19 protein-coding genes and 1 pseudogene are annotated in these 24917 nt (G+C 59.7%); 4 read left to right on the top strand and 16 right to left on the bottom strand.

Annotated features, from left to right (window positions below):
• Positions 1–193: 193 nt before the first annotated feature.
• Complete coding sequence (locus QF010_RS08650) at positions 194–439, top strand: type II toxin-antitoxin system Phd/YefM family antitoxin (protein ID WP_429532906.1); 246 nt, start codon at positions 194–196, stop codon at positions 437–439.
• A gap of 87 nt (positions 440–526) precedes the next feature.
• Here the strand turns inward: QF010_RS08650 and QF010_RS08645 are convergent.
• The 8 genes and pseudogenes from QF010_RS08645 to QF010_RS08610 all read right to left on the bottom strand — a co-directional run.
• Positions 527–685 (bottom strand): annotated as a pseudogene (locus QF010_RS08645) (co-regulatory protein PtrA N-terminal domain-containing protein); the annotation flags it as partial.
• Positions 686–765: 80 nt separating this feature from the next.
• Entirely contained in the window at positions 766–966 is a 201-nt protein-coding gene (locus QF010_RS08640) for a co-regulatory protein PtrA N-terminal domain-containing protein (protein ID WP_429532905.1), read from the bottom strand.
• Between the two features lie 214 nt (positions 967–1180).
• Positions 1181–2923, bottom strand: a complete 1743-nt coding sequence (locus QF010_RS08635; protein ID WP_429532904.1) for an ABC transporter substrate-binding protein — start codon at positions 2921–2923, stop codon at positions 1181–1183.
• Positions 2924–2970: 47 nt separating this feature from the next.
• Positions 2971–3243: a DUF2160 domain-containing protein gene (locus tag QF010_RS08630; protein WP_008146061.1), complete on the bottom strand. Its 273-nt coding sequence runs from the start codon at positions 3241–3243 to the stop codon at positions 2971–2973.
• 10 nt (positions 3244–3253) lie between these two features.
• Entirely contained in the window at positions 3254–4054 is an 801-nt protein-coding gene (locus QF010_RS08625; protein ID WP_033057089.1) for a carbohydrate ABC transporter permease, read from the bottom strand.
• A gap of 8 nt (positions 4055–4062) precedes the next feature.
• Entirely contained in the window at positions 4063–4929 is an 867-nt protein-coding gene (locus QF010_RS08620; protein WP_046052483.1) for a carbohydrate ABC transporter permease, read from the bottom strand.
• Positions 4930–4931: 2 nt separating this feature from the next.
• The gene (locus QF010_RS08615; protein ID WP_429532903.1) at positions 4932–6023 is read right to left on the bottom strand and encodes an ABC transporter ATP-binding protein; all 1092 of its coding nucleotides are present in this window, start codon (positions 6021–6023) and stop codon (positions 4932–4934) included.
• Entirely contained in the window at positions 6023–7117 is a 1095-nt protein-coding gene (locus QF010_RS08610) for an ABC transporter ATP-binding protein (protein WP_033057095.1), read from the bottom strand. The genes QF010_RS08615 and QF010_RS08610 overlap by 1 nt, the downstream gene beginning before the upstream one ends.
• Positions 7118–7569: 452 nt before the next feature.
• Here QF010_RS08610 and QF010_RS08605 point away from each other — a divergent pair, with 452 nt between their 5' ends.
• A complete protein-coding gene (locus QF010_RS08605; protein WP_429510558.1) occupies positions 7570–9405 on the top strand; it encodes a sigma-54-dependent Fis family transcriptional regulator in 1836 nt (611 codons plus the stop codon).
• A gap of 177 nt (positions 9406–9582) precedes the next feature.
• Here QF010_RS08605 and cysS read toward each other — a convergent pair whose 3' ends face one another.
• Positions 9583–10965, bottom strand: a complete 1383-nt coding sequence (gene cysS / locus QF010_RS08600) for a cysteine--tRNA ligase (protein ID WP_033057099.1) — start codon at positions 10963–10965, stop codon at positions 9583–9585.
• 15 nt (positions 10966–10980) lie between these two features.
• On the bottom strand, positions 10981–12678 hold the full coding sequence (locus tag QF010_RS08595; protein ID WP_429532902.1) for a glutamine--tRNA ligase/YqeY domain fusion protein: 1698 nt from the start codon (positions 12676–12678) through the stop codon (positions 10981–10983).
• A gap of 260 nt (positions 12679–12938) precedes the next feature.
• On the opposite strand from QF010_RS08595, the gene QF010_RS08590 reads away from it, so the two are divergent.
• Positions 12939–13442, top strand: a complete 504-nt coding sequence (locus tag QF010_RS08590; protein ID WP_033057103.1) for a peptidylprolyl isomerase — start codon at positions 12939–12941, stop codon at positions 13440–13442.
• Positions 13439–14191 carry a UDP-2,3-diacylglucosamine diphosphatase gene (gene lpxH / locus QF010_RS08585; RefSeq protein ID WP_429532901.1) on the top strand — a complete coding sequence of 251 codons (753 nt, stop codon included), beginning with the start codon at positions 13439–13441 and terminating at the stop codon, positions 14189–14191. Before QF010_RS08590 ends, lpxH begins: the two co-directional genes overlap by 4 nt.
• A gap of 129 nt (positions 14192–14320) precedes the next feature.
• Here lpxH and QF010_RS08580 read toward each other — a convergent pair whose 3' ends face one another.
• The 6 genes from QF010_RS08580 to QF010_RS08555 all read right to left on the bottom strand — a co-directional run bounded on the left by QF010_RS08580 (position 14321) and on the right by QF010_RS08555 (position 24869).
• Positions 14321–15850: a DHA2 family efflux MFS transporter permease subunit gene (locus QF010_RS08580; protein WP_033057107.1), complete on the bottom strand. Its 1530-nt coding sequence runs from the start codon at positions 15848–15850 to the stop codon at positions 14321–14323.
• A 187-nt stretch (positions 15851–16037) separates the two neighbouring features.
• The gene (locus tag QF010_RS08575; RefSeq protein ID WP_429532900.1) at positions 16038–17243 is read right to left on the bottom strand and encodes an HlyD family secretion protein; all 1206 of its coding nucleotides are present in this window, start codon (positions 17241–17243) and stop codon (positions 16038–16040) included.
• A 15-nt stretch (positions 17244–17258) separates the two neighbouring features.
• Complete coding sequence (locus QF010_RS08570) at positions 17259–18728, bottom strand: efflux transporter outer membrane subunit (RefSeq protein WP_033057113.1); 1470 nt, start codon at positions 18726–18728, stop codon at positions 17259–17261.
• Entirely contained in the window at positions 18725–19198 is a 474-nt protein-coding gene (locus tag QF010_RS08565; RefSeq protein WP_033057114.1) for a MarR family winged helix-turn-helix transcriptional regulator, read from the bottom strand. The genes QF010_RS08570 and QF010_RS08565 overlap by 4 nt, the downstream gene beginning before the upstream one ends.
• A gap of 272 nt (positions 19199–19470) precedes the next feature.
• The gene (locus QF010_RS08560) at positions 19471–23145 is read right to left on the bottom strand and encodes a translocation/assembly module TamB domain-containing protein (RefSeq protein WP_429532899.1); all 3675 of its coding nucleotides are present in this window, start codon (positions 23143–23145) and stop codon (positions 19471–19473) included.
• Complete coding sequence (locus QF010_RS08555) at positions 23142–24869, bottom strand: autotransporter assembly complex protein TamA (protein WP_429532898.1); 1728 nt, start codon at positions 24867–24869, stop codon at positions 23142–23144. Before QF010_RS08555 ends, QF010_RS08560 begins: the two co-directional genes overlap by 4 nt.
• Positions 24870–24917: the final 48 nt, after the last annotated feature.

The raw sequence follows: 24917 nt of genomic DNA, 5'->3' as shown, positions 1-24917 counted from the left end.
TCGGTAGAAAACAGAAACGGCACCTTCGGGTGCCGTTTTTGCATCTGTACGATTTGTTACCGCTGCACTCCCCTCCTCTCGCAATCCCCGAAAGCTCTCGCCGGACTATCCGCCTCGTCCTACAGCCAGCATTGAGCACTTGGCTCTATCTTGAGTGACTGGCTGGATCGATAAATAAACGCGAGAAAAAACAATGAACCGTGACATCGTCGTTCCGTTGGCCGAAGCAGAAAACGATCTGTCCAAACTCGTCGATGACGCGGCTGCCGGACAGATCATCACGATTGCCAAACATGGTCGGGCCCTTGCGCATCTGGTTCCGGAGGGAAAAACCCACGGCGAGCGTACCGGAGCGATGAAAGGCAAACAGGTGCTCCCAGAAGACTTTGACGCCCCACTGCCTGACGGCATGCTCGATGCTTTTGAAGGTTGCCTGTGACCTCTGAACACGCCATTGCCATGAAGGATCGCTTGAAGGCCAACGGCAAGGTCCCCAAACAGATCATCTGTGCAGCGATGCGCAAGCCACCGGCGCAGGTTTGCCCTGATTGGCCGCGTATTGCTCCATGGCTTTGACGTTGGCACTGAACGCCTTCTCAAACGTCCTGTCACCGCCGCCTTCTGCCAGCGCATTCAACGACATCGCCATCACACCGACGAACGCCATCAACTTAAAAACTTTCAAATCCAATACCTTCAAATCCAGGCTCAAAAAAAAAGCCCACCATCGGCATTCGATGACGGGCTAGTTCAGGTGCGACACGCTTACAAGTTTTTGGTCTTGTCGTCCTTTTTTTCATTCAACACGACGGGGTTACACGCCTGTTCTTTGGCGACAAACGCCTCCACAGAGCGGTCATTGGCCGCCATCATTTTTTCAAAGGCTCTGTCGCCGCCACCTTCTGCCAAAACAACAGAAGACATCACCAACGCTGCTACAAACGCACTCAGTTCTGCAAGTTTCATGTTTGATTCCTCGTTTAATTACTAACGAGGTCAAGGTAACAATCCGAACCTTTCATGACGGTGGCGCGCAAATTACATATTCGTCATGTAGCCTGAAAGGTATCTGTGACGAGGGAGCTTGCTCCCGCTGGGTCGCTTGCTTGCAAAAGCGGTCCATCAGGCACAAATGCGAACGGCACCTTTCGGTGCCGTTCGCGTTTCACATTAAAGCCTCTTACTTCCGTGCATCAGCCCACGATTTCAGCAGTTCGTTGTAGCTCACGGTTTCACCTTTAGGCTTCTCGTTCGCCAGTTTTGGCTTCGGTGCACCCGGCTGATCGAACCAGTATTGCGCATCGCGCTCGGGGTTCATTTTCGGTGCGCAGGTGGCTTGCGCCTTCGAGCGCTCCAGACGGGTCATGATCGCGTCCTGATCCTTGGCCAAACCATCCAGCGCCTGTTGCGGGGTTTTGTCGCCGCTGGCGGCTTCGGCAATATGGCTCCACCACAGTTGAGCCAGACGCGGATAGTCCGGCACGTTGGTCCCGGTCGGGGTCCATTGCACGCGGGCCGGGCTGCGGTAGAACTCCACCAGGCCACCGAGTTTCGGCGCCAGGTCGGTCATCGCTTGCGAGTTGATGTCCGATTCGCGGATTGGCGTCAGGCCGACGATGGTTTTCTTCAACGATACGGTTTTCGAGGTCACGAACTGCGCGTACAGCCAGGCCGCCAGTTTCTGTTTCTCAGGCGTGGACTTCAGGAACGTCCACGAACCCACGTCCTGATACCCAAGCTTCATGCCCTCTTCCCAATACGGTCCGCGTGGCGATGGCGCCATGCGCCATTTCGGCGTGCCGTCGGCATTGACCACCGGCAGGCCCGGTTTGGTCATGTCCGCAGTGAATGCGGTGTACCAGAAAATTTGCTGGGCGATGTTGCCTTGGGACGGCACCGGGCCGGATTCGGAGAAGGTCATGCCCGCCGCTTCCGGTGGCGCGTATTTCTTCATCCAGTCGACGTATTTGGTGGTGGCAAAAACCGCTGCCGGGCCGTTGGTATCACCCCCGCGGGTCACGCTGGAGCCGACCGGATGGCAGTCTTCGACACGAATGCCCCACTCATCCACTGGCAAACCGTTGGGCAAGCCCTTGTCACCGCCGCCGGCCATGGAGAACCAGGCATCGGTAAAGCGCCAGCCCAGGGATGGGTCTTTCTTGCCATAGTCCATGTGCCCATAGACCCGCTTGCCGTCGATTTCCTTGACGTCTTCGCTGAAGAATTTGGCAATGTCTTCATAGGCAGACCAGTTCACCGGCACGCCCAACTCGTAACCGTATTTTTCCTTAAACTTGGCTTTCAGCTCCGGCCGCTCGAACCAGTCGGCGCGGAACCAGTAGAGGTTGGCGAACTGTTGATCGGGCAATTGATAGAGCTTGCCGTCGGGCGCGGTGGTGAAGGAGATGCCGATGAAATCCTTGAGGTCCAAGGTCGGCGACGTAAAGTTTTTACCCTCATTGGCCATCAGGTCGGTGATGGCTTCGGTCTTGCCGTAACGGAAATGGGTACCGATAAGGTCCGAGTCGTTGACCCACCCGTCATAGATGCTTTTGTCCGACTGCATCACGGTCTGCAGTTTCTCCACGACATCGCCTTCTTGCAGCAGGTCGTGGGTGACTTTGATCCCGGTGATCTCGGTAAAGGCCTTGGCCAATACTTTGGATTCATACTCGTGCGTGGTCAGGGTTTCGGAAACAACCTTGATGTCCATCCCGCGAAACGGCTCTGCAGCCTTGATAAACCACTTCAGTTCTTCAAGCTGTTGATCCGCCGTCAGGGTCGACGGTTTGAATTCGCTGCCAATCCATTTCTTGGCCGCGTCTTCATAGGCATCGGCCCAGGCTGCAGCGCTCAGCCCGCTGAGTGCCAGCATGGCTGCCAATGAAACGCTATGTCGCAGCTTATTGTTTTTGTCGAACATAGAGACCTCCTTTTAGGGTTTCGGAGCAACTTTGCCGAGCGATTCGACTAGCCCCAACGCATCACAGCCAACAGCCACACCAGGGACAACGCGAACGCAACCCAGATGCTCCAGTCGGTGACGCCGATTACCAGCAAATGCAGGTAGGCGCTGCCGAGAAGACCGATAAACAACCGATCGCCACGGGTGGTGGCTATCGGCAACAAACCACGCCGAAGAATGCTCGGCGAACGCAGTTCCCAGGTCGTCATGCCCACCAGGATCAAGGCAATGACACTGAAGAAGGCCGCCGTAGGGCCGGTCCAACTCATCCATTCCATCATCAGCTCCTCAGACCCGGCCCAGGGCAAAGCCCTTGGCCACGTGGTTGCGAACAAACCAGATCACCAGCATGCCCGGCAGGATGGTCAACACCCCCGCCGCCGCCAGCACGCCCCAGTCGATGCCGGACGCCGAGACCGTGCGCGTCATCACCGCCGCAATCGGTTTGGCGTTGACCGACGTCAGGGTTCGCGCCAGCAGCAGTTCGACCCAGGAAAACATGAAGCAGAAAAACGCCGTCACACCGATCCCGGAGCCAATCAGCGGAACGAAAATCTTCACGAAGAACTTGGGGAAACTGTAGCCGTCGATGTAGGCGGTTTCGTCGATTTCCTTGGGAACCCCGGACATGAAGCCCTCAAGAATCCATACCGCCAACGGCACGTTAAACAGGCAATGAGCCAGCGCGACGGCGATGTGCGTATCGAACAAACCGATCGAGGAATACAGCTGGAAGAACGGCAGCAAAAACACCGCCGGCGGTGCCATGCGATTGGTCAGGAGCCAGAAAAACAGGTGCTTGTCACCGAGGAACCGATAGCGCGAGAACGCATACGCGGCCGGCAATGCCACGCTCAGCGAAATCACCGTGTTCATGCTCACGTAGTACAACGAGTTGAGGTAACCGGTGTACCAGGCCGGATCGGTGAAGATCACCTTGTAGTTGGCGAAGGTGAAATCCTGCGGAAACAACGTCAGGCCGCTGAGGATTTCGGTGTTGCTCTTGAAGGACATGTTCAGCAACCAGTAGATCGGCACCAGCAAGAACAGGATGTAGATCAGCAACGGAATAAGCTTTCTCTTGCTCATGGCAGACCTCAGCGGTTGGCGTCAGAGTGAGTCATGGCCGTATAGAACAGCCAGGACACCAACAGGATGATCAGGAAGTACACCAGCGAGAAAGCCGCCGCCGGGCCGAGGTCGAATTGGCCTACAGCCATCTGGGTCAGGGTCTGACTCAAGAACGTCGTGGCATTCCCCGGACCGCCACCGGTCAGCACAAACGGCTCGGTGTAGATCATGAAACTGTCCATGAACCGCAGCATCACCGCGATCAACAGCACGCTCTTGAGCTTGGGCAACTGGATGTGTCGGAAAACCGCCCAGGCCGATGCCCGATCAATCCGCGCCGCCTGGTAGTACACGTCCGGAATCGCCCGCAGCCCCGAGAAACACAACAGCGCCACCAACGACGTCCAGTGCCAGACATCCATCACCAGCACCGTGACCCAGGCGTCCATGGTGTTGGCCGCGTAGTTGTAGCTGATGCCCATGGCATTGAGGCTCGAGCCCAGCAGGCCGATGTCCGCCCGACCGAAGATCTGCCAGATGGTGCCGACCACGTTCCACGGAATCAGCAACGGAATCGCCAGGATGATCAGCACCAGCGACGACCAGCGACCCTTGGTCGGCATGGTCAGGGCGATGGCGATGCCCAGCGGGATTTCGATCAGCAGCACACAGCCGGAATAGATGAACTGGCGCAGCAATGAGTCATGCAGGCGCGGATCGAGCAGCACTTGCTTGTACCAGTCGGCGCCGACGAAGTAGCGGCTGGACTGGTCGAAAATGTCCTGCACCGAGTAGTTGACCACGGTCATCATCGGGATCACCGCACTGAACGCCACCAGCAAAAACACCGGCAACACCAGCCACCAGGCCTTGTTGTTCTGCACCTTGTTCATGGCTACGTCTCCAGGAGATATTCGTCGGCATACACCATCAACCATTGCGCCGGGAAGCTGATGTAGGCGGTTCCCTCAGGCACGGGCTTGTCTTCGGCCAGACGCACTTTCAAAGGGGCGCCGTCGAGGTTCAGGGTCATGATTTTGTAGGTGCCAAGGTCTTCGACGTGTACGACCTGTGCCTGCATCGCCTCATCAAACGGCTCGTCCCACACATGCACGAACTCCGGACGAATGCCGACCTTCAGGGTTTTCCACTCGGACTCGGCAACGCGTTTCTGCTGAGGATCGGACAGTGGCAAATGCGTCGAGGCGAACCCGACTCCACCCGGTTGCGGCTGCACCTCGATCAGGTTCATCCCCGGACTGCCGATGAAATAGCCGACAAAGGTGTGGCTCGGCCGCTCGAACAGTTCTCGCGGCGTGCCGAATTGCACAATCTGCCCGCCGTACATCACCGCGATCTTGTCGGCGAAGGTCGAGGCCTCCAGCTGATCGTGAGTGACGTAGACCATGGTGATGTTGAACTGCTCGTGGATCTGCTTGAGCTTGCGCCGCAGCTTCCACTTCAGGTGCGGGTCGATCACCGTCAGCGGCTCATCGAACAGGATCGCTGACACGTCGTCGCGCACCAGCCCACGGCCCATGGAGACTTTCTGCTTTTCATCGGCGGTGAGGTTGCGCGCCTTCTTGTACAGCAAAGCCTGGAGGTCGAGGACTTCGGCGATTTCCTGCACCTTGGTGTGAATTTTCGCCTCGGCCATGCCCTGATTGCGCAGCGGGAAGGCCAGGTTATCGAACACCGTCATGGTGTCGTAGACCACCGGAAACTGGAAAACCTGAGCGATGTTGCGCTTCTCAGGGGTCAGATCGTTGACCACTTTGCTGTCGAACAGCACCTGCCCCTGAGACGGACTGAGCAGCCCCGAAATGATGTTGAGCAAGGTCGACTTGCCGCAGCCCGAAGGCCCGAGCAAGGCATAGGCACCGCCCTGCTCCCAGACGTGGTCCATCTCACGAATCGCATAATCCTCGGGACCGGCCGGCGTGCGGGTGTAACTGTGGGCGAGGTGCTGCAAACGAATTTCGGCCATCAGGCAACCCTCGCGATACGGCGACCGGGCGCCTGGACCAGCCGCCCCTGCGTATCGAAGACAAACAGTTTATGGGTCGGGATATAGATACGAATCGGCGCATCGACGTCGTATTCGTGAACGCCGGGCAAGTGCAGCACCAGCAGGAAATGCTCGTTGCGCACGTGCAGGAAGGTTTCCGACCCGCTGATCTCGGCCACCTCGACGGTCACCGCCAGTTCCAGGTCATCGTCGTTGCTCGGCACCAGCGAAATATGGCTGGGCCTAACGCCAAAGCGGAACTCGCCCTCGCCCACCGGCCGCAAATCGACGTTCAGCGGGAAGTGCACGAAATTGGCGAAGCTGACTTCGTTGCCGGCGATACGCCCCGGCATCAGGTTGATCGGCGGCTCGGAGAACAGCTCTGCCGCCAGCACGGTTTGCGGCTGGTGATACACCTCGGAAGACTTGCCGCTCTGAATCACCCGGCCTTCGTGAAGAATGGTGGTGGTGCCGCCCAGCGCCAGGGCTTCGTTGGGTTCGGTGGTGGCGTAGATGGCGATGGTGTGGTGAGCCTTGAACAACTCGCGCATTTCCTGACGAAGTTCTTCGCGCAGTTTGTAATCGAGGTTCACCAGCGGCTCGTCGAACAGAATCAGCTCGGCATCCTTGACCAGCGCCCGGGCCATGGCCGTGCGCTGTTGCTGACCACCGGAGAGTTCGAGGGGGTGGCGCTGGAGGAATTTCTCGATGCGCAACATCTTCGCGGTTTCCAGCACTTTGCTCTGGATCAGCTCATCGGACACACCGCCCTGGCGCAAGGGCGAGGCGATGTTCTCGAACACCGTCATGGTCGGGTAGTTGATGAACTGCTGATAGACCATCGACACGTTGCGCAAACGCACCGGGCGCTGGGTGACGTCGACGCCGTTCATCAGGATGCGGCCGCTGTCGGGCTTGTCCAGACCGGCCATCAAGCGCATGAGACTGGTTTTGCCGGACAGCGTACGCCCGAGCAAAACGTTGAAAGATCCGGCTTCGAAACTAAGGCACGCATCGTCGATCCAGGTCTGGCCCTCGACGGTACGGCTGACGTGCTCCAGGGTTAATGACATGGCTCGGCCTTTTTATTATTGGAGTCAAGCGACCGGAGCTACAGAGCGACATTCGTGCCAGAAATTGCAAGCCGTTGATCTGGCTAGAGAATCCTTAAAGTGGAAGAAAAACCGCGTTCGTTGCTGAACAGAAATGAACAACCGCGACTGAACAATTGAACAACCCGGTGGTTGACAATGAACAATAGTGAACAACACTCTACGGATGCTTTAGCAATACGATTACTCGAATCCCCCGCGATCCTGTGTAGCAGCTGGCGAAGCCTGCGTTCGGCGACGCAGTCGTCGTGAAATCAGGCGGCACGGTGTATCAGGATTACCGTGTATTCAGGTTTTACGACGACTGCGTCGCCGAACGCAGGCTTCGCCAGCTGCTACAAAGATCGCGTCGGGCATTGGCGTCACGTAAAAATACTCATAACAAAAATAATAATGCTCAGAGATCGATTGCCATGGCCGCACCCGCCTTGCCGCTCTCCCACGACGCCATCATCCAGGACTCCTGGTCCCGATGCCGCGCGTTCGGCCTCAATCATCAGAGCGCCCCGGCGTTTGATCAGTTGCCGGCCGAGGGCATTGCGCAATTGCTGGAGAGCCAGCACTCACTGGTGCAAACCACTCACCAGGAAGTCCTGCCGTACTACGAGAACATCCTCAGTAACTCCAACTGCCTGATCATGCTCGCCGACAATCAGGGCCAGGTGCTGACGTCCTGGGGCACCCAGCGTTTTATCGAGCCGAACCTGACCCGCGGTTTCAGTGCCGGTGCCAGCTGGATGGAACGCTGCAGCGGCACCAATGCGATCGGCACCGCGCTGGCCTGCGAGCAGGCGGTGCACATTGAGCACGACGAACATTTCCTCAAGGCCAACCGTTTCATGACCGGTTCCGCCGCACCGATTTTCGATGCCGAGCGCAAGGTCATCGCGGTGCTGGACGTGTCCAGCGACAGCTACCTGCCGCCGTCCCACACCCTCGGCATGGTCAAGATGATGAGTCAGACCGTGGAAAACCGGCTGATCCTCAACCTGTTCCATGGCCAGCAATTCCAGCTGACCTTCAACACCGGACTGAACAACCTCGACAGCCAATGGGCCGGGCTGCTGATCTTTGATGAAACCGGCCAGGTGCTGTCCGCCAACCGGCGGGCCGACAATCTGCTGGGCATCAGCCTGTCGCGGGTCAGTGTCGAAAGTCTGTTCAAAGTCTCGCTGCTGGAGTTGCTGAACCAGCCGGACGGCCTGCCCTTCGCCTTGCAAACCTCGGGACGCAACCGCTTCCAGTGCCTGTTGAAGCGGCCGAAACAGGCAGTGATTCAGGCGCGAGTGTTTACTGAGCCCGCGGTGGAGGCACCGGCAGCGATCAGCCTCAGCACCCTGCATTTCGGTGACAGCCGCGTGGAAAAAGCCGTACGCCAGGCCGAGCGGTTGCTGGAAAAAGACATTCCACTGCTGATCCACGGCGAAACCGGAGTCGGCAAGGAAGTCTTCGTCAAAGCCCTGCATCAGGCCAGCTCTCGGAGCAAAAAACCGTTCATCGCCGTCAACTGTGCAGCCATCCCCGCCGAACTGGTGGAGTCCGAGCTGTTTGGCTACGAGAAAGGCGCGTTCACCGGTGCCAACCAGAAAGGCAGCATCGGGCTGATCCGCAAGGCCGACAAAGGCACCCTGTTCCTCGATGAAATCGGCGATATGCCGCTGCCGACTCAGGCTCGACTGCTGCGAGTGTTGCAGGAGCGTTGCGTGCAACCGGTGGGCAGCAGCGAGTTGTTCCCGGTGGATATCCGGATTATTTCCGCGACCAACCGCTCGTTGCGCGAGCAGGTGCAGTTGGGGCGATTCCGCGAGGATTTGTATTACCGGATTGGTGGCTTGACCCTGGAACTGCCGCCGTTAAGAGAGCGCAGTGATAAAGAGGCCTTGTTCAAACGCCTGTGGGAACAGCACCGCGAGCCCTCGCAGTGGGCCGGGTTGAGTCGAGAGGTGCTGGAGTTGTTCAGCCGTCATCCGTGGCCGGGTAATTTAAGACAGGTCAGCAGCGTGATGCAGGTAGCGCTGGCCATGGCCGAGGAACAACCGGTGCGGCTGGAGCATTTGCCGGATGATTTTTTTGTGGATTTGGAGATGGAGCCGGTGGATTTACCAGAGCCGTTGGCGGTGGATTTGAATGATGCCGAGGATTTGAATCGGCAGTTGCAGGCGGCGGGAGGCAATATCTCGCACTTGGCCCGACGGCTGGGGGTTAGCCGCAATACCCTTTACAAGCGATTGCGCCAGTCAGACAGCTGACTGCTGCGCAGTCAATCGCGAGCAGGCTCACTCCTACAGGGGATTTATGCCGCGACGAAGATCCAATGTAGGAGCGAGCCTGCTCGCGATGGCGTCAGCCCTGTCCCCGCAAACCTAAACCCTGCGCATAAACAAAAACCCGCACAAGGCGGGTTTTGTTTGTAGCAAACGCAGCAATCAGTCAGCCAGTCGCCAGGTCGTGCCGCCCTTCCCGTCTTCCAGCACCACGCCCATGGCGGTGAGCTGGTCGCGGATACGGTCGGATTCGGCCCAGTCTTTACCCGCACGAGCCGCCAGACGCGCGGCAATCAACGCATCAACTTCAGCCGCATCAACCCGCCCTTCAGCGCCGGCCTGCAAGAAGTCATCGGCCTCAAGCTGCAACACGCCCAGCACGCTCGCCAGTTCTTTCAGGCGCGCCGCCAGACCTGCTGCCGCATTGAGATCGCTCTCGCGCAGGCGGTTGATCTCGCGCACCATCTCGAACAACACCGCGCAAGCTTCCGGCGTGCCGAAGTCGTCGTTCATCACCTGGGTGAAGCGCTCGACAAAGCCTTCGCCACCGGCCGGTGCCACGTTCGGCAGGCCTTTCAACGCGTGGTAGAAACGCTCGAGAGCGCCTTTGGCGTCCTTGAGGTTGTCTTCCGAATAGTTGATCGCGCTGCGGTAGTGGCTCGACACCAGCAAGTAACGCACGACTTCCGGGTGATACTTTTCCAGCACGTCGCGAATGGTGAAGAAGTTGTTCAAGGACTTGGACATCTTCTCGCCATTGATGCGAATCATGCCGCAATGCATCCACGCGTTGGCGTAGGTCTTGCCGGTGGCCGCTTCGCTCTGGGCGATTTCGTTTTCGTGGTGCGGGAACTCGAGGTCGCTGCCGCCGCCATGAATATCGAAGGTTTCACCGAGGCAGCAGGTCGACATCACCGAGCACTCGATGTGCCAGCCCGGACGACCGTCGCCCCAAGGCGAAGGCCAGCTCGGCTCGCCCGGTTTGGCGCCCTTCCACAGCACGAAGTCCAGCGGGTCCTGCTTGGACTCGTCGACTTCGATCCGCGCGCCAATGCGCAGGTCTTCGATCTTCTTGCGCGACAGCTTGCCGTAGCCCATGAACTTGGCGACGCGGTAATACACGTCGCCATTGCCCGGGGCGTAGGCGTAACCCTTGTCGATCAAGGTCTGGATCATCGCGTGCATGCCGGGGATATGCCCGGTGGCGCGCGGTTCCATGTCCGGCTTCTGGATGTTCAGGCGCGCTTCGTCTTCGTGCATCGCCGCGATCATGCGCTCGGTCAAGGCTTCGAACGACTCGCCGTTCTCGTTGGCCCGATTGATGATCTTGTCGTCGATGTCGGTGATGTTGCGCACGTAAGTCAGGTCGTAGCCGCTGAACCGCAACCAGCGGGTCACCAGGTCGAACGCGACCATGCTGCGGCCGTGGCCCAGGTGGCAGTAGTCGTACACGGTCATCCCGCAGACGTACATGCGCACCTTGTTGCCATCCAGAGGCTTGAAGACTTCTTTGCTCTTGGTGAGCGTGTTGTAGATCGTAAGCACTTTAGGTTCCTTGAATCACTGGCCCCACGAATCACGCAAGGTCACGGTACGGTTGAACACCGGATGACCGGGTTTCGAGTCCTTGATATCCGCGACGAAGTAACCTTCGCGCTCGAACTGGAAACGGTCTTCCGGCTGTGCATTGCCCAGCGAAGGCTCAGCACGACAACCGGTGAGGACTTGCAGCGAGTCAGGGTTGATGTTGTCCAGGAAACTGGCGCTGTCTTCGGCCTTCTCAGGGTTGGCCGAACGGAACAGGCGATCGTACAGACGCACTTCGCACTCGACGCTGGCCGCGGCCGGCACCCAGTGAACCACGCCTTTGACCTTGCGGCCTTCAGGGTTCTTGCCCAGGGTTTCCGGGTCGTACGAGCAACGCAGTTCGACGATGTTGCCATCGGCGTCCTTGATCGCTTCGTCGGCGCGGATCACGTAGCTGCCGCGCAGACGCACTTCGCCAGCAGGTTCCAGGCGTTTGTAGCCTTTTGGCGGCTCTTCCATGAAGTCTTCACGGTCGATGTAGAGCTCACGGGCGAACGGCAGAACGCGCACACCCATGTCTTCTTTCGGGTGGCACGGCAGTTCGAGGTTCTCGACCTGGCCTTCCGGGTAGTTGGTGATCACGACTTTCAGCGGACGCAGCACGCACATGGCACGCGGGGCGCTGTGGTCGAGGTCGTCACGGATGCTGAATTCCAGCATGCCGAAGTCGACCACGCCGTCGGAACGGTTGGTGCCGATCATTTCGCAGAAGTTGCGGATCGATTTCGGCGTGTAACCACGGCGGCGGAAGCCGGACAGCGTGGACATGCGCGGATCGTCCCAGCCATGAACGTGCTTTTCATCGACCAGTTGCTTGAGCTTGCGCTTGCTGGTGATCGTGTAGTTCAGGTTCAGACGGCTGAATTCGTACTGGCGCGGTTGCGCCGGCACGGGCAGGTTCTCGAGGAACCACTCGTACAGCGGACGATGGCTTTCGAACTCCAGGGTGCAGATCGAGTGAGTGATGCCTTCGATGGCATCCGACTGACCGTGGGTGAAGTCGTAGTTCGGGTAGATGCACCACTTGTCACCGGTCTGGTGGTGGTGAGCGTGACGGATGCGATACATGATTGGATCGCGCAGGTTCATGTTCGGCGAGGCCATGTCGATCTTGGCCCGCAGCACGCGTGCGCCGTCCTTGAATTCACCGGCCTTCATGCGGGCGAACCAGTCCAGGTTTTCTTCCACGGAGCGGTCACGGAACGGGCTGTTCTTGCCTGGCTCGGTCAGGGTGCCGCGATATTCCTTGGCCTGTTCAGGGCTCAGGTCGTCGACGTAGGCCTTGCCGGCCTTGATCAGCTCAACGGCCCAGTCGTGCAACTGGTCGAAATACTGCGAGGCGTAGCGCACTTCACCGGACCATTCGAAGCCCAGCCATTTGACGTCGCTTTCGATCGCGTCGATGTATTCCTGGTCTTCCTTGGCCGGGTTGGTGTCGTCGAAACGCAGGTGCGTGACGCCGCCAAATTCCTGGGCCAGGCCAAAGTTCACGCAAATCGACTTGGCGTGACCGATGTGCAGGTAGCCGTTGGGCTCAGGCGGGAAACGGGTGACGATCTGCGTGTGCTTACCCGAGTCCAGGTCCGCCTGGATGATCGGGCGCAGGAAATTGACCGGCACGGCAGGGCCGGTCTTGGAATTCGAGGTAGGGTCGACAGTGGGCTTGCTCATAGGATCCTTGAACGTACAAGTGCGCGGCCAGTTGGCCAAATCAAAGCGGCTGTTAAAACAAAGGGGCTTATCATAGCCGATGCCGCCAAGTCGCTGACAGAGCAGGCCCGAAAACGGCTGCATTTAATCGGATGCAAATGAAAAACAGCCTCGAAATTCGCGCCCGGCACGCTAAACTGCGCACCTTGGCCAACATTGGCCGGACCGGTTGAGGGCTTCAACGCCCCGAAACCCACGAATTCCTATAAAGAGTACCGATCATGACTCAAGTCAAACTGACCACCAACCATGGCGACATCGTCCTGGAACTGAACGCTGAAAAAGCCCCGATCACCGTGGCCAACTTCATCGAGTACGTCAAAGCCGGTCACTACGAAAACACCGTTTTCCACCGCGTCATCGGTAACTTCATGATCCAGGGCGGCGGTTTCGAGCCAGGCATGAAAGAAAAGAAAGACAAGCGCCCTAGCATCCAGAACGAAGCCGACAACGGCCTGCCGAACGAGAAGTACACCGTCGCCATGGCCCGCACCATGGAGCCGCATTCGGCTTCCGCCCAGTTCTTCATCAACGTGGCTGACAACAGCTTCCTGAACCACAGCGCCAAGACCACTCAGGGCTGGGGCTACGCGGTATTCGCCAAAGTCGTTGCAGGCACCGACGTGGTCGACAAGATCAAAGGTGTTTCCACCACCATGAAGTCCGGCCACCAGGACGTACCAGCAGAAGACGTGATCATCGAGAAAGCCGAGATCATTGAGTGATACTGCTGATTTCAGACTTGCATCTGGAAGAGGAGCGCCCGGACATTACCCGGGCGTTTCTGGATTTGCTCGCCGGACGCGCCCGCTCGGCGAGTGCGTTGTACATCCTGGGCGACTTTTTCGAGGCGTGGATTGGCGACGATGCCATGACGCCGTTCCAGCGTTCCATCTGCCAGGCCCTGCGCGAACTCAGCGACAGCGGCACGGCCATTTTTCTGATGCACGGCAATCGCGACTTCATGCTCGGCCAGGCCTTCTGCAAACAGGCCGGCTGCACGTTGTTGAAAGACCCGAGTGTCGTGCAGTTTTACGGTGAGCCGGTGCTGTTGATGCACGGCGACAGCCTCTGCACCCGCGACGAGGCTTATATGAAGCTGCGTCGCTATCTGCGTAATCCGATCACCCTGTTTATCCTGCGCCACTTGCCTTTGCGGACTCGCCATAAACTGGCGCGCAAGCTGCGCAGTGAAAGCCGTGCGCAGGCGCGGATGAAGGCCAATGACATTGTGGATGTCACGCCGGAAGAAGTGCCGCGGATCATGCAGGCCTTTGGCGTGAAGACCTTGATCCATGGGCATACCCATCGCCCGGCCATCCACAAATTACAGATTGGCGAGCAGGCGGCCAAGCGCATTGTGCTGGGGGATTGGGATCGTCAGGGCTGGGCGTTGCAGGTGGATGAGCAAGGGTTTGCGTTGGCGCCGTTCGACTTCGCCCCGCCGCCACAACTGGCAGCACCCGCTAACTAACTGCCGAACACCCCCCCCTGTAGGAGTGAGCCTGCTCGCGATATCGGTATCACATTCAACAACTTTGTTGACTGATGCACCGCTATCGCCGGCAAGCCGGTCTCACTCCTACAATTTGACCATGTTGGGTCAGTGGCCGCTGGCCGCAGGGCCTGCTTTAGCCGCAAACGGCGGTTTCGCCAGCCACACCAGCACAATCAAACCCATGAATGCCCACCCCAGCAACGTGAAGTAATCCACGGTGGAGAGCATGTACGCCTGACTGGTCAGCACATGATCCAGTTGCGCATACGCCGGATTGCTCGCCCCGCCCAGGCTGTTCAGCGCCTCACGGGTCGCCGGCTCATAGGTGCTGATGCTTTCGCTCATATAGGCATGATGCTGATCGGCCCGGCGAATCCAGATCCAGGTCGTCAGCGACGCCGCAAAACTGCCGCCCAAGGTCCGCAGGAACGTCGCCAGGCCCGCGCCGTCGGCGATCTGGCTCGGTGGCAGGTCCGACATCAGAATGCTCAAGGTCGGCATGAAGAACAGCGCCACACCAATCCCCATGAACAGTTGCACCAGGGCAATGTGCTGGAAGTCCACTTCGTTGGTAAACCCGGCACGCATGAAGCAGCTCAGGCCAATCGCCAGGAACGCCAGGCCAGCCAGCAGCCGCAGGTCGAATTTGTGTGCGTATTTGCCGACAAACGGCGACATCAACACCGGCAAAATACCGATCGGCGCCACCGCCAGCCCCGCCCAGGTCGCCGTGTAACCCATCTGGGTTTGCAGCCATTGCGGCAGGATCAGGTTGATCCCGAAGAACCCGGCGTAACCCAACACCAGCACAATCGTGCCGATGCGGAAGTTGCGGTAAGCGAACAGCCGCAGATTGACCACCGGGTGTTTGTCAGTCATTTCCCAGATCACGAACACCGCCAGCGCAATCACCGAAATGGCCGCGCCGATGAGGATGAAGTTCGACTCGAACCAATCCAGGTCGTTGCCCTTGTCGAGGATCACCTGCAACGCGCCGACGCCAATGATCAGGGTAATCAAACCGACGTAATCCATCGGCTGGTGGCTGGTTTCCACTGGCCGCGCCTTGAGTTGCTGGCGCACCACCATCACCGCGAAAACACCGATCGGCACGTTGATAAAGAAGATCCACGGCCAGCTATAGCTGTCGGTAATCCAGCCGCCGAGGATCGGACCGGCAATCGGCGCCACCACCGTGACCATCGCCAGCAACGCCAGGGCCATGCCGCGCCTGGCGGGTGGATAGACGGCAATCAGCAGCGTTTGAGTCATCGGGTACAGCGGACCTGCCACCAGACCTTGAAGCACTCGAAAGCCAATCAGCTCCGGCATCGAGGTCGAAATACCGCACAGAAACGAAGCCAGCACGAACAGAATCGTCGCCCAGAGAAACAGCTTCACCTCGCCGAACCGCCGGCTGAGCCAACCGGTCAGCGGCAGCGCAATCGCGTTGCTCACCGCGAACGAGGTAATCACCCAAGTGCCCTGCTCCGAACTCACGCCCAGGTTGCCGGAAATCGTCGGCAGCGCCACGTTGGCGATGGTGGTGTCGAGCACTTGCATGAAGGTTGCCAGCGACAGGCCAATGGTGCTGAGCAGCAGGCTGGGCGGCGTGAAAGACGCATTATTGCTCATCGCAAATCCTTTGAAACCTGAATGGCGCTACGCCTGTTACAGACGCAGCTGACCTTATGGGAGCTTTTGTGGCGAGGGAGCTTGCTCCCGCTCGGCTGCGAAGCAGTCGTAAAGCTTTTGGGGCCGCTTCGCGACCCAGCGGGAGCAAGCTCCCTCGCCACAAAGGCTCGCTCCCACAGGGGCGGTGTCAGCGCTGGACGGTTTTGCTGACCGCTGCGCTGTTGTCGTGGATCAACTGAGTGATCATCGCATCGGCCTCGGCCAACTGACGGTCATACACATTGGTGCTGAACGAGGCCTTTTGCGGCGGCTGTTGCGCCAGCACCGGGCCGCTCTGGTCGTGCAGGTTCACATCGACCTGAGTCGACAGGCCGACCCGCAACGGGTGCTTGGCCAGTTCTTCGGCGTTGATGTGAATCCGCACCGGCACACGCTGGACGATCTTGATCCAGTTACCGGTGGCGTTCTGCGCTGGCAGCAAGGCAAACGCACTGCCGGTACCGGCGCCGAGGCTGTCGATGGTGCCGCTGAACTTCACGTCGCTGCCGTACAGGTCCGCTTCGATGTCCACTGGCTGACCGATGCGCATGTCACGCAGTTGGGTTTCCTTGAAGTTGGCGTCGATCCACAGCTGATCCAGCGGAATCACCGCCATCAATGCGGTGCCCGGCTGGACGCGTTGGCCCAGTTGCACAGAACGTTTGGCGACATAACCGGTGACCGGCGCGATCAAGGTGCTGCGGGAGTTGTTCAAGTAAGCCTGACGCAATTGCGCGGCAGCGGACATCACGTCCGGGTGCGACGAAACCACGGTGTCATCGACCAGCGCGCTGGTGGTTTTCAGTTGCTGTTTGGCGTTGGCCAGGGCGTTTTGCGCCGAGGTCAGGTCGTCGCGAGCGTGGGACAGTTCTTCCTGGGAAATCGCGCCGCCAGCGGCGAGGTTTTTCCGGCGATTGAAGTTGTCCTGGGCCTTCTGCACTTCAGCCTGCTGCGCGTTGACCTGGGCTTTCATGCCGTCGACGTTACTGTACAAGCCGCGAACCTGACGTACGGTGCGGGCCAGATTGGCCTGGGCACTTTGCAGTCCGACTTCGGCGTCGTTCGGGTCGAAGTTGATCAGCACTTGGCCTTCGTGAACCAGGTCGCCGTCGTCGGCACCGATGCTGACCACGGTGCCGGTGACCAGCGGGGTGATTTCCACCACGTTGCCGTTCACGTAGGCGTCGTCGGTGCTTTCGTTCCAGCGCCCGTAGAATTCGTGATAACCCCAGACGCCGACACCGGCGAGGATCACCACGATCGCCAACACCACCAGCATGACCTTGCGTTTGCGCGGATTGCTGGTGTCTTGAGCGTTGTCAGGGGATTGAGTTGTTGTTTCGGCAGTGGCCATGACAAATACCTTGAATTAGTTGTGCTGCGTGGCTGGGGTTGCGTTGGCTGCGGTCAGGGTTTCGCCCTGGAAGCCACCGCCCAGCGCCTGCATCAGTTGGATCGACAGGTCGATCTGCTCGGCATTCAGGTTGGCCAGCTGACGCTGGGCCTGGAGCAATTGCTGCTCGATGCTGAGCACGTCCAGGTAGTTACCGATGCCGGAACCGTAACGCTGGACCACGGTGTTGTAAGAATCCTGGGCAATGTCAGTGGCGTGCTGCTGAGCGCCGATCTGCCGGCCGATATCGCGCAACTGGTTGATGGTGTCGCTGACATCACCCAGGGCTTTCACCAGGCTTTTGTTGTACTGCGCCACCGCGAGGTCGTAATCGGCGTCGCGGGAATCGAGGTCGGCGCGCAGGCGGCCGCCGTCGAAGATCGGCACCGAGATCGTCGGCGCAATGTTGAAGAAACGACTGGCCGAACCGAACATCGCATCGCCCAGCAACGACTCGGCACCGGCCGCGGCGCTCAGGTTGAGGTTGGGGTAGAAGCGGGTTTTGCCGGCGTCGATGTTCTTGCTCGCCGCCTCGACCCGCCAACGCGCAGCCACCAGGTCCGGGCGACGACCGAGCAACTCGGCCGGCAGCACCGAGGGCAACGCGACGGCGCTGGCCTGGAGGATTTTCGGCCGGGCGATTTCATTGCCGCGATCCGGGCCTTTACCGAGCAAGACGGCCAAGGCGATCTTCGCGCTTTGCAGGCGTTTCTCGGCGTCGATCAGGCTGGCTTCGGAGGTGGCTTCCAGGCTTTCGGTTTGCTGGAACTGGTACTGACTGTCGATCCCCGAGCTCAGGCGGCGCTGGCTCAGATCGAGCATTTGTTTGGTGCGCTTGAGGTCTTCCTGCGCCAGGTCGTGAACGATATGCGCCTGCCCCAGATCGCTATAAGCGCGGGCAACGTCGGCGGATAACGTCAGTTGCGCCGCTTGCTGATCGACTTCGGCAGCACGGGCCTGGCCCAATGCGGCTTCCCAGGCGTCACGCTGACCGCCCCAGAGGTCGAAGTTGTAGTTGAAGCTGGCGCCGATGTTACGCACGGTGGAGTACGCGCCGCCCTCGCCTCTCGGGTCTTGATCACGGGCCAGACGCGAGCGGCTGACGCCAGCGCTGGCATCGAGGGTCGGCATGCGCGCGGCATCCGCTGCATAAGCGGCGGCGCTGGCCTGGTGGGCGCGGGCGTCGGCAATCTGCATGTCGGGGCTGTCGTGCAGGGCTTCGCGGATCAAGCCGTCGAGCTGCGGGTCGCCGAGGCTTTTCCACCAGTCGCTTTTCGGCCAGGCCGCCGGCGACAGTGTCACGCCGCTGAGGGATTGCCCGGCCTTGAGGTTTTTCGCATCGAGGCTGACGCCTTCAGTGGTCAGGCCGCTGTAGCTGGCGCAACCGGCCAGGGTCATGGCCGCCAGCACCAGGCTCAGTCCGGTCCGCAGGGTTTTACTGCTCATTTGTCACCTACCCGCAGCAGGGTGATCGAGTCACCGGCTGCCACCAAAATTTTCTTCAGGATCTGTTCGAGGGTTTTCAACTCCTCAGGGGTGATCGCGCCGGCCAATTCATTCATGGCGTCGGCGCCGATCTCCGGCAGGCGATCCGTCAACTGCTGGCCTTGTTCGGTCAGCACCAGTTGCACCTGACGGCGATCCGCCTCGGAACGCTGGCGGGCGAGGAAGCCTTTCTGTTCCAGACGATCGAGCATGCGGGTCATCGAACCGCTATCCAGCGACAGGTGACGGCACAGCTCGGCCGGGGTATCGACGCCGAACTGGGCCATGATGATCAGCACTTTGAACTGCGCGGCGGTGATGCCGTGGGGTTCCATGTGCGTGTCGATGATCCGGTCCTTGAGCAGCGCAGCGCGCCCGAGCAGGAGGCCGAGATGGCAAGTGTGGAATTCGTCTGGGGTGAAATGCTTCATCTGACCACCAATTAGCTGCCTAGGCAGAGAATGTATGTCGAGATGTTACTGCCTAGGCAGCGAATGTCAACGTAATAGTTAGGCTGCTTGCTATTTAGTTGATCAATGGCGACCCACAACTCCTGTGGCGAGGGGGTTTACCCCCGTTCGGCTGCGAAGCAGTCGTAGCTTTTCGACTTGCAGGGTTTCAGGAGGAAGGAAGTTGCAGGTTTTGGGGCCGCTACGCGGCCCAACGGGGGTAAACCCCCTCGCCACAGGGTTCGTGCAGGGGGTTAGAAATCCCGCTTGTAGAAGATATCCAGCGAACTGGCCACGCCGCCCGCCGCTTCGAGGTAGACCTTCTTGCTCAGCTTGTAACGCAAGGCAATGGTGTTGGCCGGCTCGAACACGCCTACGCCATAACGCAGGCTGAGCTTCTCGGAGATATTGCCGCTGGCTACCACGCTGGTTGCAGCGCCGCTGCCTTGGGTGTCGAGCTGGAAGTCCTGAATGCCCAGGTTCTTGGCCAACCCGCTGGTCACCCCCGAACTGCCCATCAAGCCCAACCCCAGCGCGGCTTGGGCAAGCATATTGTTGTCCTCACCGCTGGTGCTCAGCGGACGCCCCAGCACCAGATAGGACAACGCCTGCTCCTGACTCATCGCCGGCTCAGAGAATATCTGGGTGGTCGGCTGCTCGGCGCTGCCGCTCAGGCGAATGCCGGCGATCACGTCGTCGGTCTGGCGGATCGCTTCGATGTCCAGATACGGCTGGTCGATCGGGCCGGCAAACAGCAAACGCGCCCGGCGCACGGTCAATCGCTGACCGTAGGCACGATAACGCCCATCGTTGAGCCAGAGCTCGCCGCGGGTGTCCATGTTGTCGCCGATGTGCACATGCCCCTGCAGATTGGCGGTCAGGCCAAACCCGGCGAAGCTGAGTTTGTCCTGACCGACCACCACATCGATGTCCATCGCCATGGCCATCGGAGGTTTGCCCTCTTCGGTCTGCTGGCCGACGATCACCGTGTCAGCGGACACCCTGACCGTCGAAGGCGGCAACTCGCGCACGGTGATCTCGCCTTTCGGCACCAGCACCTTGCCGGCAACGGCCAGTTTGTCGTCCTTCAGCGAAATCTTCAGGTCCGGCGCCACTTCCAGCTTGGCGTAGGGTTCTACGCTGACGGGCAATTGCGTGCCTTTGAGCGCCAGATCCACCACCAACGCCTGACCCCAGGCGATGTTCCCGCTCAAGCTGCCCTGCCCGTTCTTGCCACTTTTCCAGCCGCCGTTCAATTGCACGGTTTCGCCCGCGATCACGGCTTTAAGTTGCAGCGCTTCAAGGTCCATCGGCAGTTCAGGCCCGGAAATCTCGCCGTCGCTGAGCAACAGATTGCCGTTGACCTGGGGCGCCAGCAGCGTACCTGCAAGCGTGCCGCTGCCATTCAAGCGTCCGGTCAGTTTCTCGACCATCGGCACAAACGGCCGCGCTACCGACAGGTCCAGTCCATTCAAACGGAATGAGCCGGTCAGTGGCTTGTCCTTCGGTAACGGATTGATCTGCGCCTGGAGCATCAGCTCACCGAGCTTGCCGCCGACGAAATTGAGGTCAGTGTCGATTCGCTTGGGCGTGAGTTTGCTGTTCAGTTTCAGGGTCTGGTACGGGAAGTCCAGCCACTGGTCCTTCTCCTTGATGCGCAACGTGCCGCCGCTGGCATCGACGCTGATCTGGCCGTTCGGGCCGCTGGCCGGCAGGTCCAGTTGCAGGTCGGCGTTGAGCCGGCCCTTCCAGGCGAAATCCTTGGGCAACCACTGCGCCAGGCTATCGATCGGGAACTGCTTGAGGTGATAACGCAGCTTCGGCTCAGGCATCAGGCGCTGATCCTCACCGCACAGGCTGGCCGGGCCGGACGTCCAGCAATGAGCGCCAAAATTGATCTTGCCGTCCGCCAGCCGTTCAAGCTTCGCCGGACCTTGCAGCTTCCAGTCCTGACCGCCGGCCTGGATATCGCCACTGGCCAGCCGTCCACGCCAATTGCCTTTGTCCAGATTGCCGTCGAGGCCGAGGGCGAGTTTCAGCTTCGGCCCTTGCAGGTCGAGGGTGAGTTTCTGATTTTTAATATCACCCTGACCGCTGGCGGTCAGTGTCCCCAGCGACGTATCACCAGCCTGAATGCCACTGCCCTTGAGGTCGATTTTGGCCCGTTGCCCGCTGTCGAGGGTCGCGTCCAGGTTCAGGCTTTGCAGGCGATTGTCTTCAAACGCCAGTTGCGTACCTTGCAGCCCGAGCTTGCCTTGAGGGGCCTTGAGCGTCCCGGCGACATCGATGCGACCATTGAGCTGGCCGCGCAGTTGCGGCCACAGCTGAGCCAGGCGCGGCAGCTTGATATCAATCTGGCCAGCGAGCTTCTGTTGCAAGCTGCCCTTGCCGTTGATGCTGTTATCACCGAGGCGAATTTGCAGCGCGTTGAGGTTCCATTGCTCGCCGCCGCCATCGGCTTTGGCCTGGATCACTGCCGGTTGGCCGCGCAGTTTGCCTTTCAAGTCGAGATCAGCGGTCAGGCTGAGTTTTTCATTCTTCATCTCGCCTTTGCTGCGCAAGGGTCCGGCCAGCGTACCCGGCAACTCCGCGACCCAGTACGCCGGGTTGATCGCCGACAGGTCCAGTGCCGTGTCCCAGGCAATGCCGTCGGCGAACTGCAGGTTCAGGTGCCCTTCGGCCTTGCCCTGCCCGGCTTCGAGTTGAATTTGTTGCAGGTAGATTTTCGTCAGGTCGCCGCTGAACGGGCTGGTCAGGCTGAACGCCCCGGCCGGGCCGTCGAGTGCGGCGTTGAAGTGCCCCATGTACTGGCCGTCGGTGTAGGAGACTTCACCGTTGAAGCTGCGCAACGCCACTTCTGGCTCGTCGATCAGCGGGTAGAGGCGATGCCACGGGAAATCCAGCCAGTCGATTTTTGCGTCGGCGCTCAGGCCTTTGCTCCAGTCGAGGTTACCGGTGAGTTTCAGGCTTTGCTTGTCGTTGGCCGTGAGGTCCAACCCGGCGATATGAGCGCCATTGGCGTCGACCTTGCCTTGCAGCAACAGCGCGACCGGGCCGGATTCTGCGGGCAACGTGGCTTTGCCGAGCAACTGGTAACCGTTTTTCAAGTTGCCGTCACCGGTGAGTTCCAGTTGGTTGAGTTGCAAGGTGTCCGGCAGATCGGCGCTGGCCTTGAAGCCGTCAGCGGTGATCCGCACCTTGGCCGGCAGGTTTTCCACCAGCGGTTGCAGTTCGCCGGTCAACTGCCCGTTCAGGGAACCGCTGCTGTCGGCTTTCAGGTTCAGGGTTTTCAGCAGATCGCCGTCGACCTTCAGGGCCAGCGTCCAAGGCCCGGTGCCGGGGGCAGGCAGGGTCAGTTTGCCTTCGGCCTTGAGCGGCCAGTTTCCGCCGGGTTGCAGCAGGCCTGACAGATTCAGGCTCAGGTCATCCCTTTGCAAATGAACGGAATCGATCTGTAAACCGTTGGCCGTCCAGTGCGCCGCCAGTTGCAGACCCTTGAGTTCTTCACTGCCGTTGAACAGCAGGCTGCCGACCTGGACATCACCCAGCTCGATGGCCAAGGGCAGTTTCAAATCCGGGAGACTGATCGGCCCGCTGCTTTCTTCTTCCGTGCCTGGCGGGAACTGCAGGCTGACCTGATCGGCTTTCAATTGTTCGATGCACAGGGTCATGCGCGTCAGGCACAGCGGCGACCAGGCGAAAATCACCTTATCCAGCTCAACCCGACTGCTGTCCTGCTGCCACAGCACATGGTCGGCACTCCACTGTCCGCCCAGACGACCCTGGAAATTCTCGACGGTCAAACCTGGCACAAATCCCAGCGCCCAGCGACTGCCCGTTGCCGTGCCAATCACTGTGGCCACGGTCAGGACGACCAGCATCAGCAGCGCCAGAATCGCCAGCAGCGTTATTTTCAAACCACGCTTCACAGTTCAGGCCCCATGGAAAAGTGCAATCGAATGCCGCCGTCGTCGTCCATCGCATGGGCCAGGTCGAGGCGTATCGGCCCTACCGGAGAAACCCAGCGCACACCGATGCCGACGCCGGTCTTGAGGTCCGGCAGTTCGAGAGTATTGAAGGAGTTGCCTTGGTCGATGAAGGTCGCGACCCGCCATTTCTCGGCGATGGAGTACTGATATTCGACACTGCCGGCGATCATGTAGCGGCCACCGATGCGGTCGCCCTCGGAGTTTTCCGGGGACAGGCTCTGGTAGTCGTAGCCGCGCACGCTCTGATCGCCACCGGCAAAGAAGCGCAGCGACGGCGGCACCGATTTGTAGCCGTTGGTGGCGCTGCCGCCGACCTGCACCCGCCCGAGGAAGCGGTGTTTGTCGAAGACCGTGGTCAAGCCTTTCACCAGCGCGGTGCCGTAGACCAAATTGGTGTCCGAACCCAAACCTTCCTTGGCCACTTTGGTCTCAAATGCCAGGCGATAACCGTTGTGCGGGTCGATGCGGTTGTCGCTTTTCAGGTAGGAATAGCTGACGCCAGGCATCAGCAATGTACTGAGCCCCGAGTCGTCGCCGAGCCTGAATTCCTCGCGCTGCCATTTGAGCGACACCACCCGCTGCCAACCGCTGGGCAGCTTGCTGTGCCACTCGGGGCCGAGGGTCAGCAGTTTGCTGAGGGAGTCCTTGTCGGCAATTTCTTCGTTCTGATAGCCACCGGCGAACCGCAGCTTGTCGGTCAGCGGCGGGTCCAGGGGAATGTCATAGAACACACCGACGTTCTGCCGGGGCGCCGAAACTTCGGTCTCCCAGCCATAGCTGTGCCCCTGAGGGTTGACCCAGTGCCGGGTCCAGTTGGCCTTGACCCGTGGGCCGACGTCGGTGGAATAACCCAGCCCCAGACCCATGGTCCGTGGTTTGCGGGTTTCGAGTTTGACGTCCACCGGGATCACGTCGTTCTTGGACGCCGTCGGCGCCGCATCCACCCGCACGCTTTCGAAATAGCCGCTCGATTGCATCGCCTGATTGAGTTCGGCGATCAGTTCGGAGTCATAGGGCGCGCCCGCCTTGAATGGCACCATGCGCAGCAGCAAGTCTTCGTCGAACGGCGTGTCACCTTCGAAACTGACCTTGCCCAGTGAATATCGCGGGCCGCTGTTGTAGATCAGTTCGATGTCGGCGACGCCGGCCCGCGGGTCGACCAACAATTTCTGGCTGCTGAAATAACCACTGAAAAAGCCAAAGCGCGAGGCCTGATTCTGAATCAGGCGCTTGGCGTCTTCGTAATGGCCGTGGTTGAGCACTGCGCCGGTTTTCAGCGCATTGCTTTTGGGTACACGGAAGGATTTTAGGGTGGCGGCCGGACCGTCGATGCGAATAGTGACGTTGCGCAAATGCACCGGCTCGCCGGGATCGATGTTCAGCACCAGGCGCGGCGTCTTGCCGCCCTTCACATCCGAGTCGATCTGCGGCTGGTAATAACCCAAGGCCTGGGCGGCCTTGCGCGCCTGTTCTTCGGCGCCACGACTGAAGCGCAGCAAGGCTTCCTCGTCACGATCGCCGAGGCTGCCGATATAGCCCTCTATATTGGCTTTCAGTTCATCGTTGGACGGTTTGATCCGAACATCCAATTCACTTTGCGCCAGCGCCGCGCAGCTGGTAATCAGCATCAGCACGCCGCTGGTAATTCTTCCTGGAAACTTCATAGGCGCGGATGCTATCACGAGCTTGGGAGCGTGATAGAGCCTGGCGTG

The sequence above is a fragment of the Pseudomonas silensiensis genome, assembly GCF_050434865.1.
In the GTDB taxonomy this organism is placed as follows: Bacteria; Pseudomonadota; Gammaproteobacteria; order Pseudomonadales; family Pseudomonadaceae; genus Aquipseudomonas; species Aquipseudomonas fluorescens_W.
This window is presented reverse-complemented; position numbering and strand designations above follow the sequence as displayed.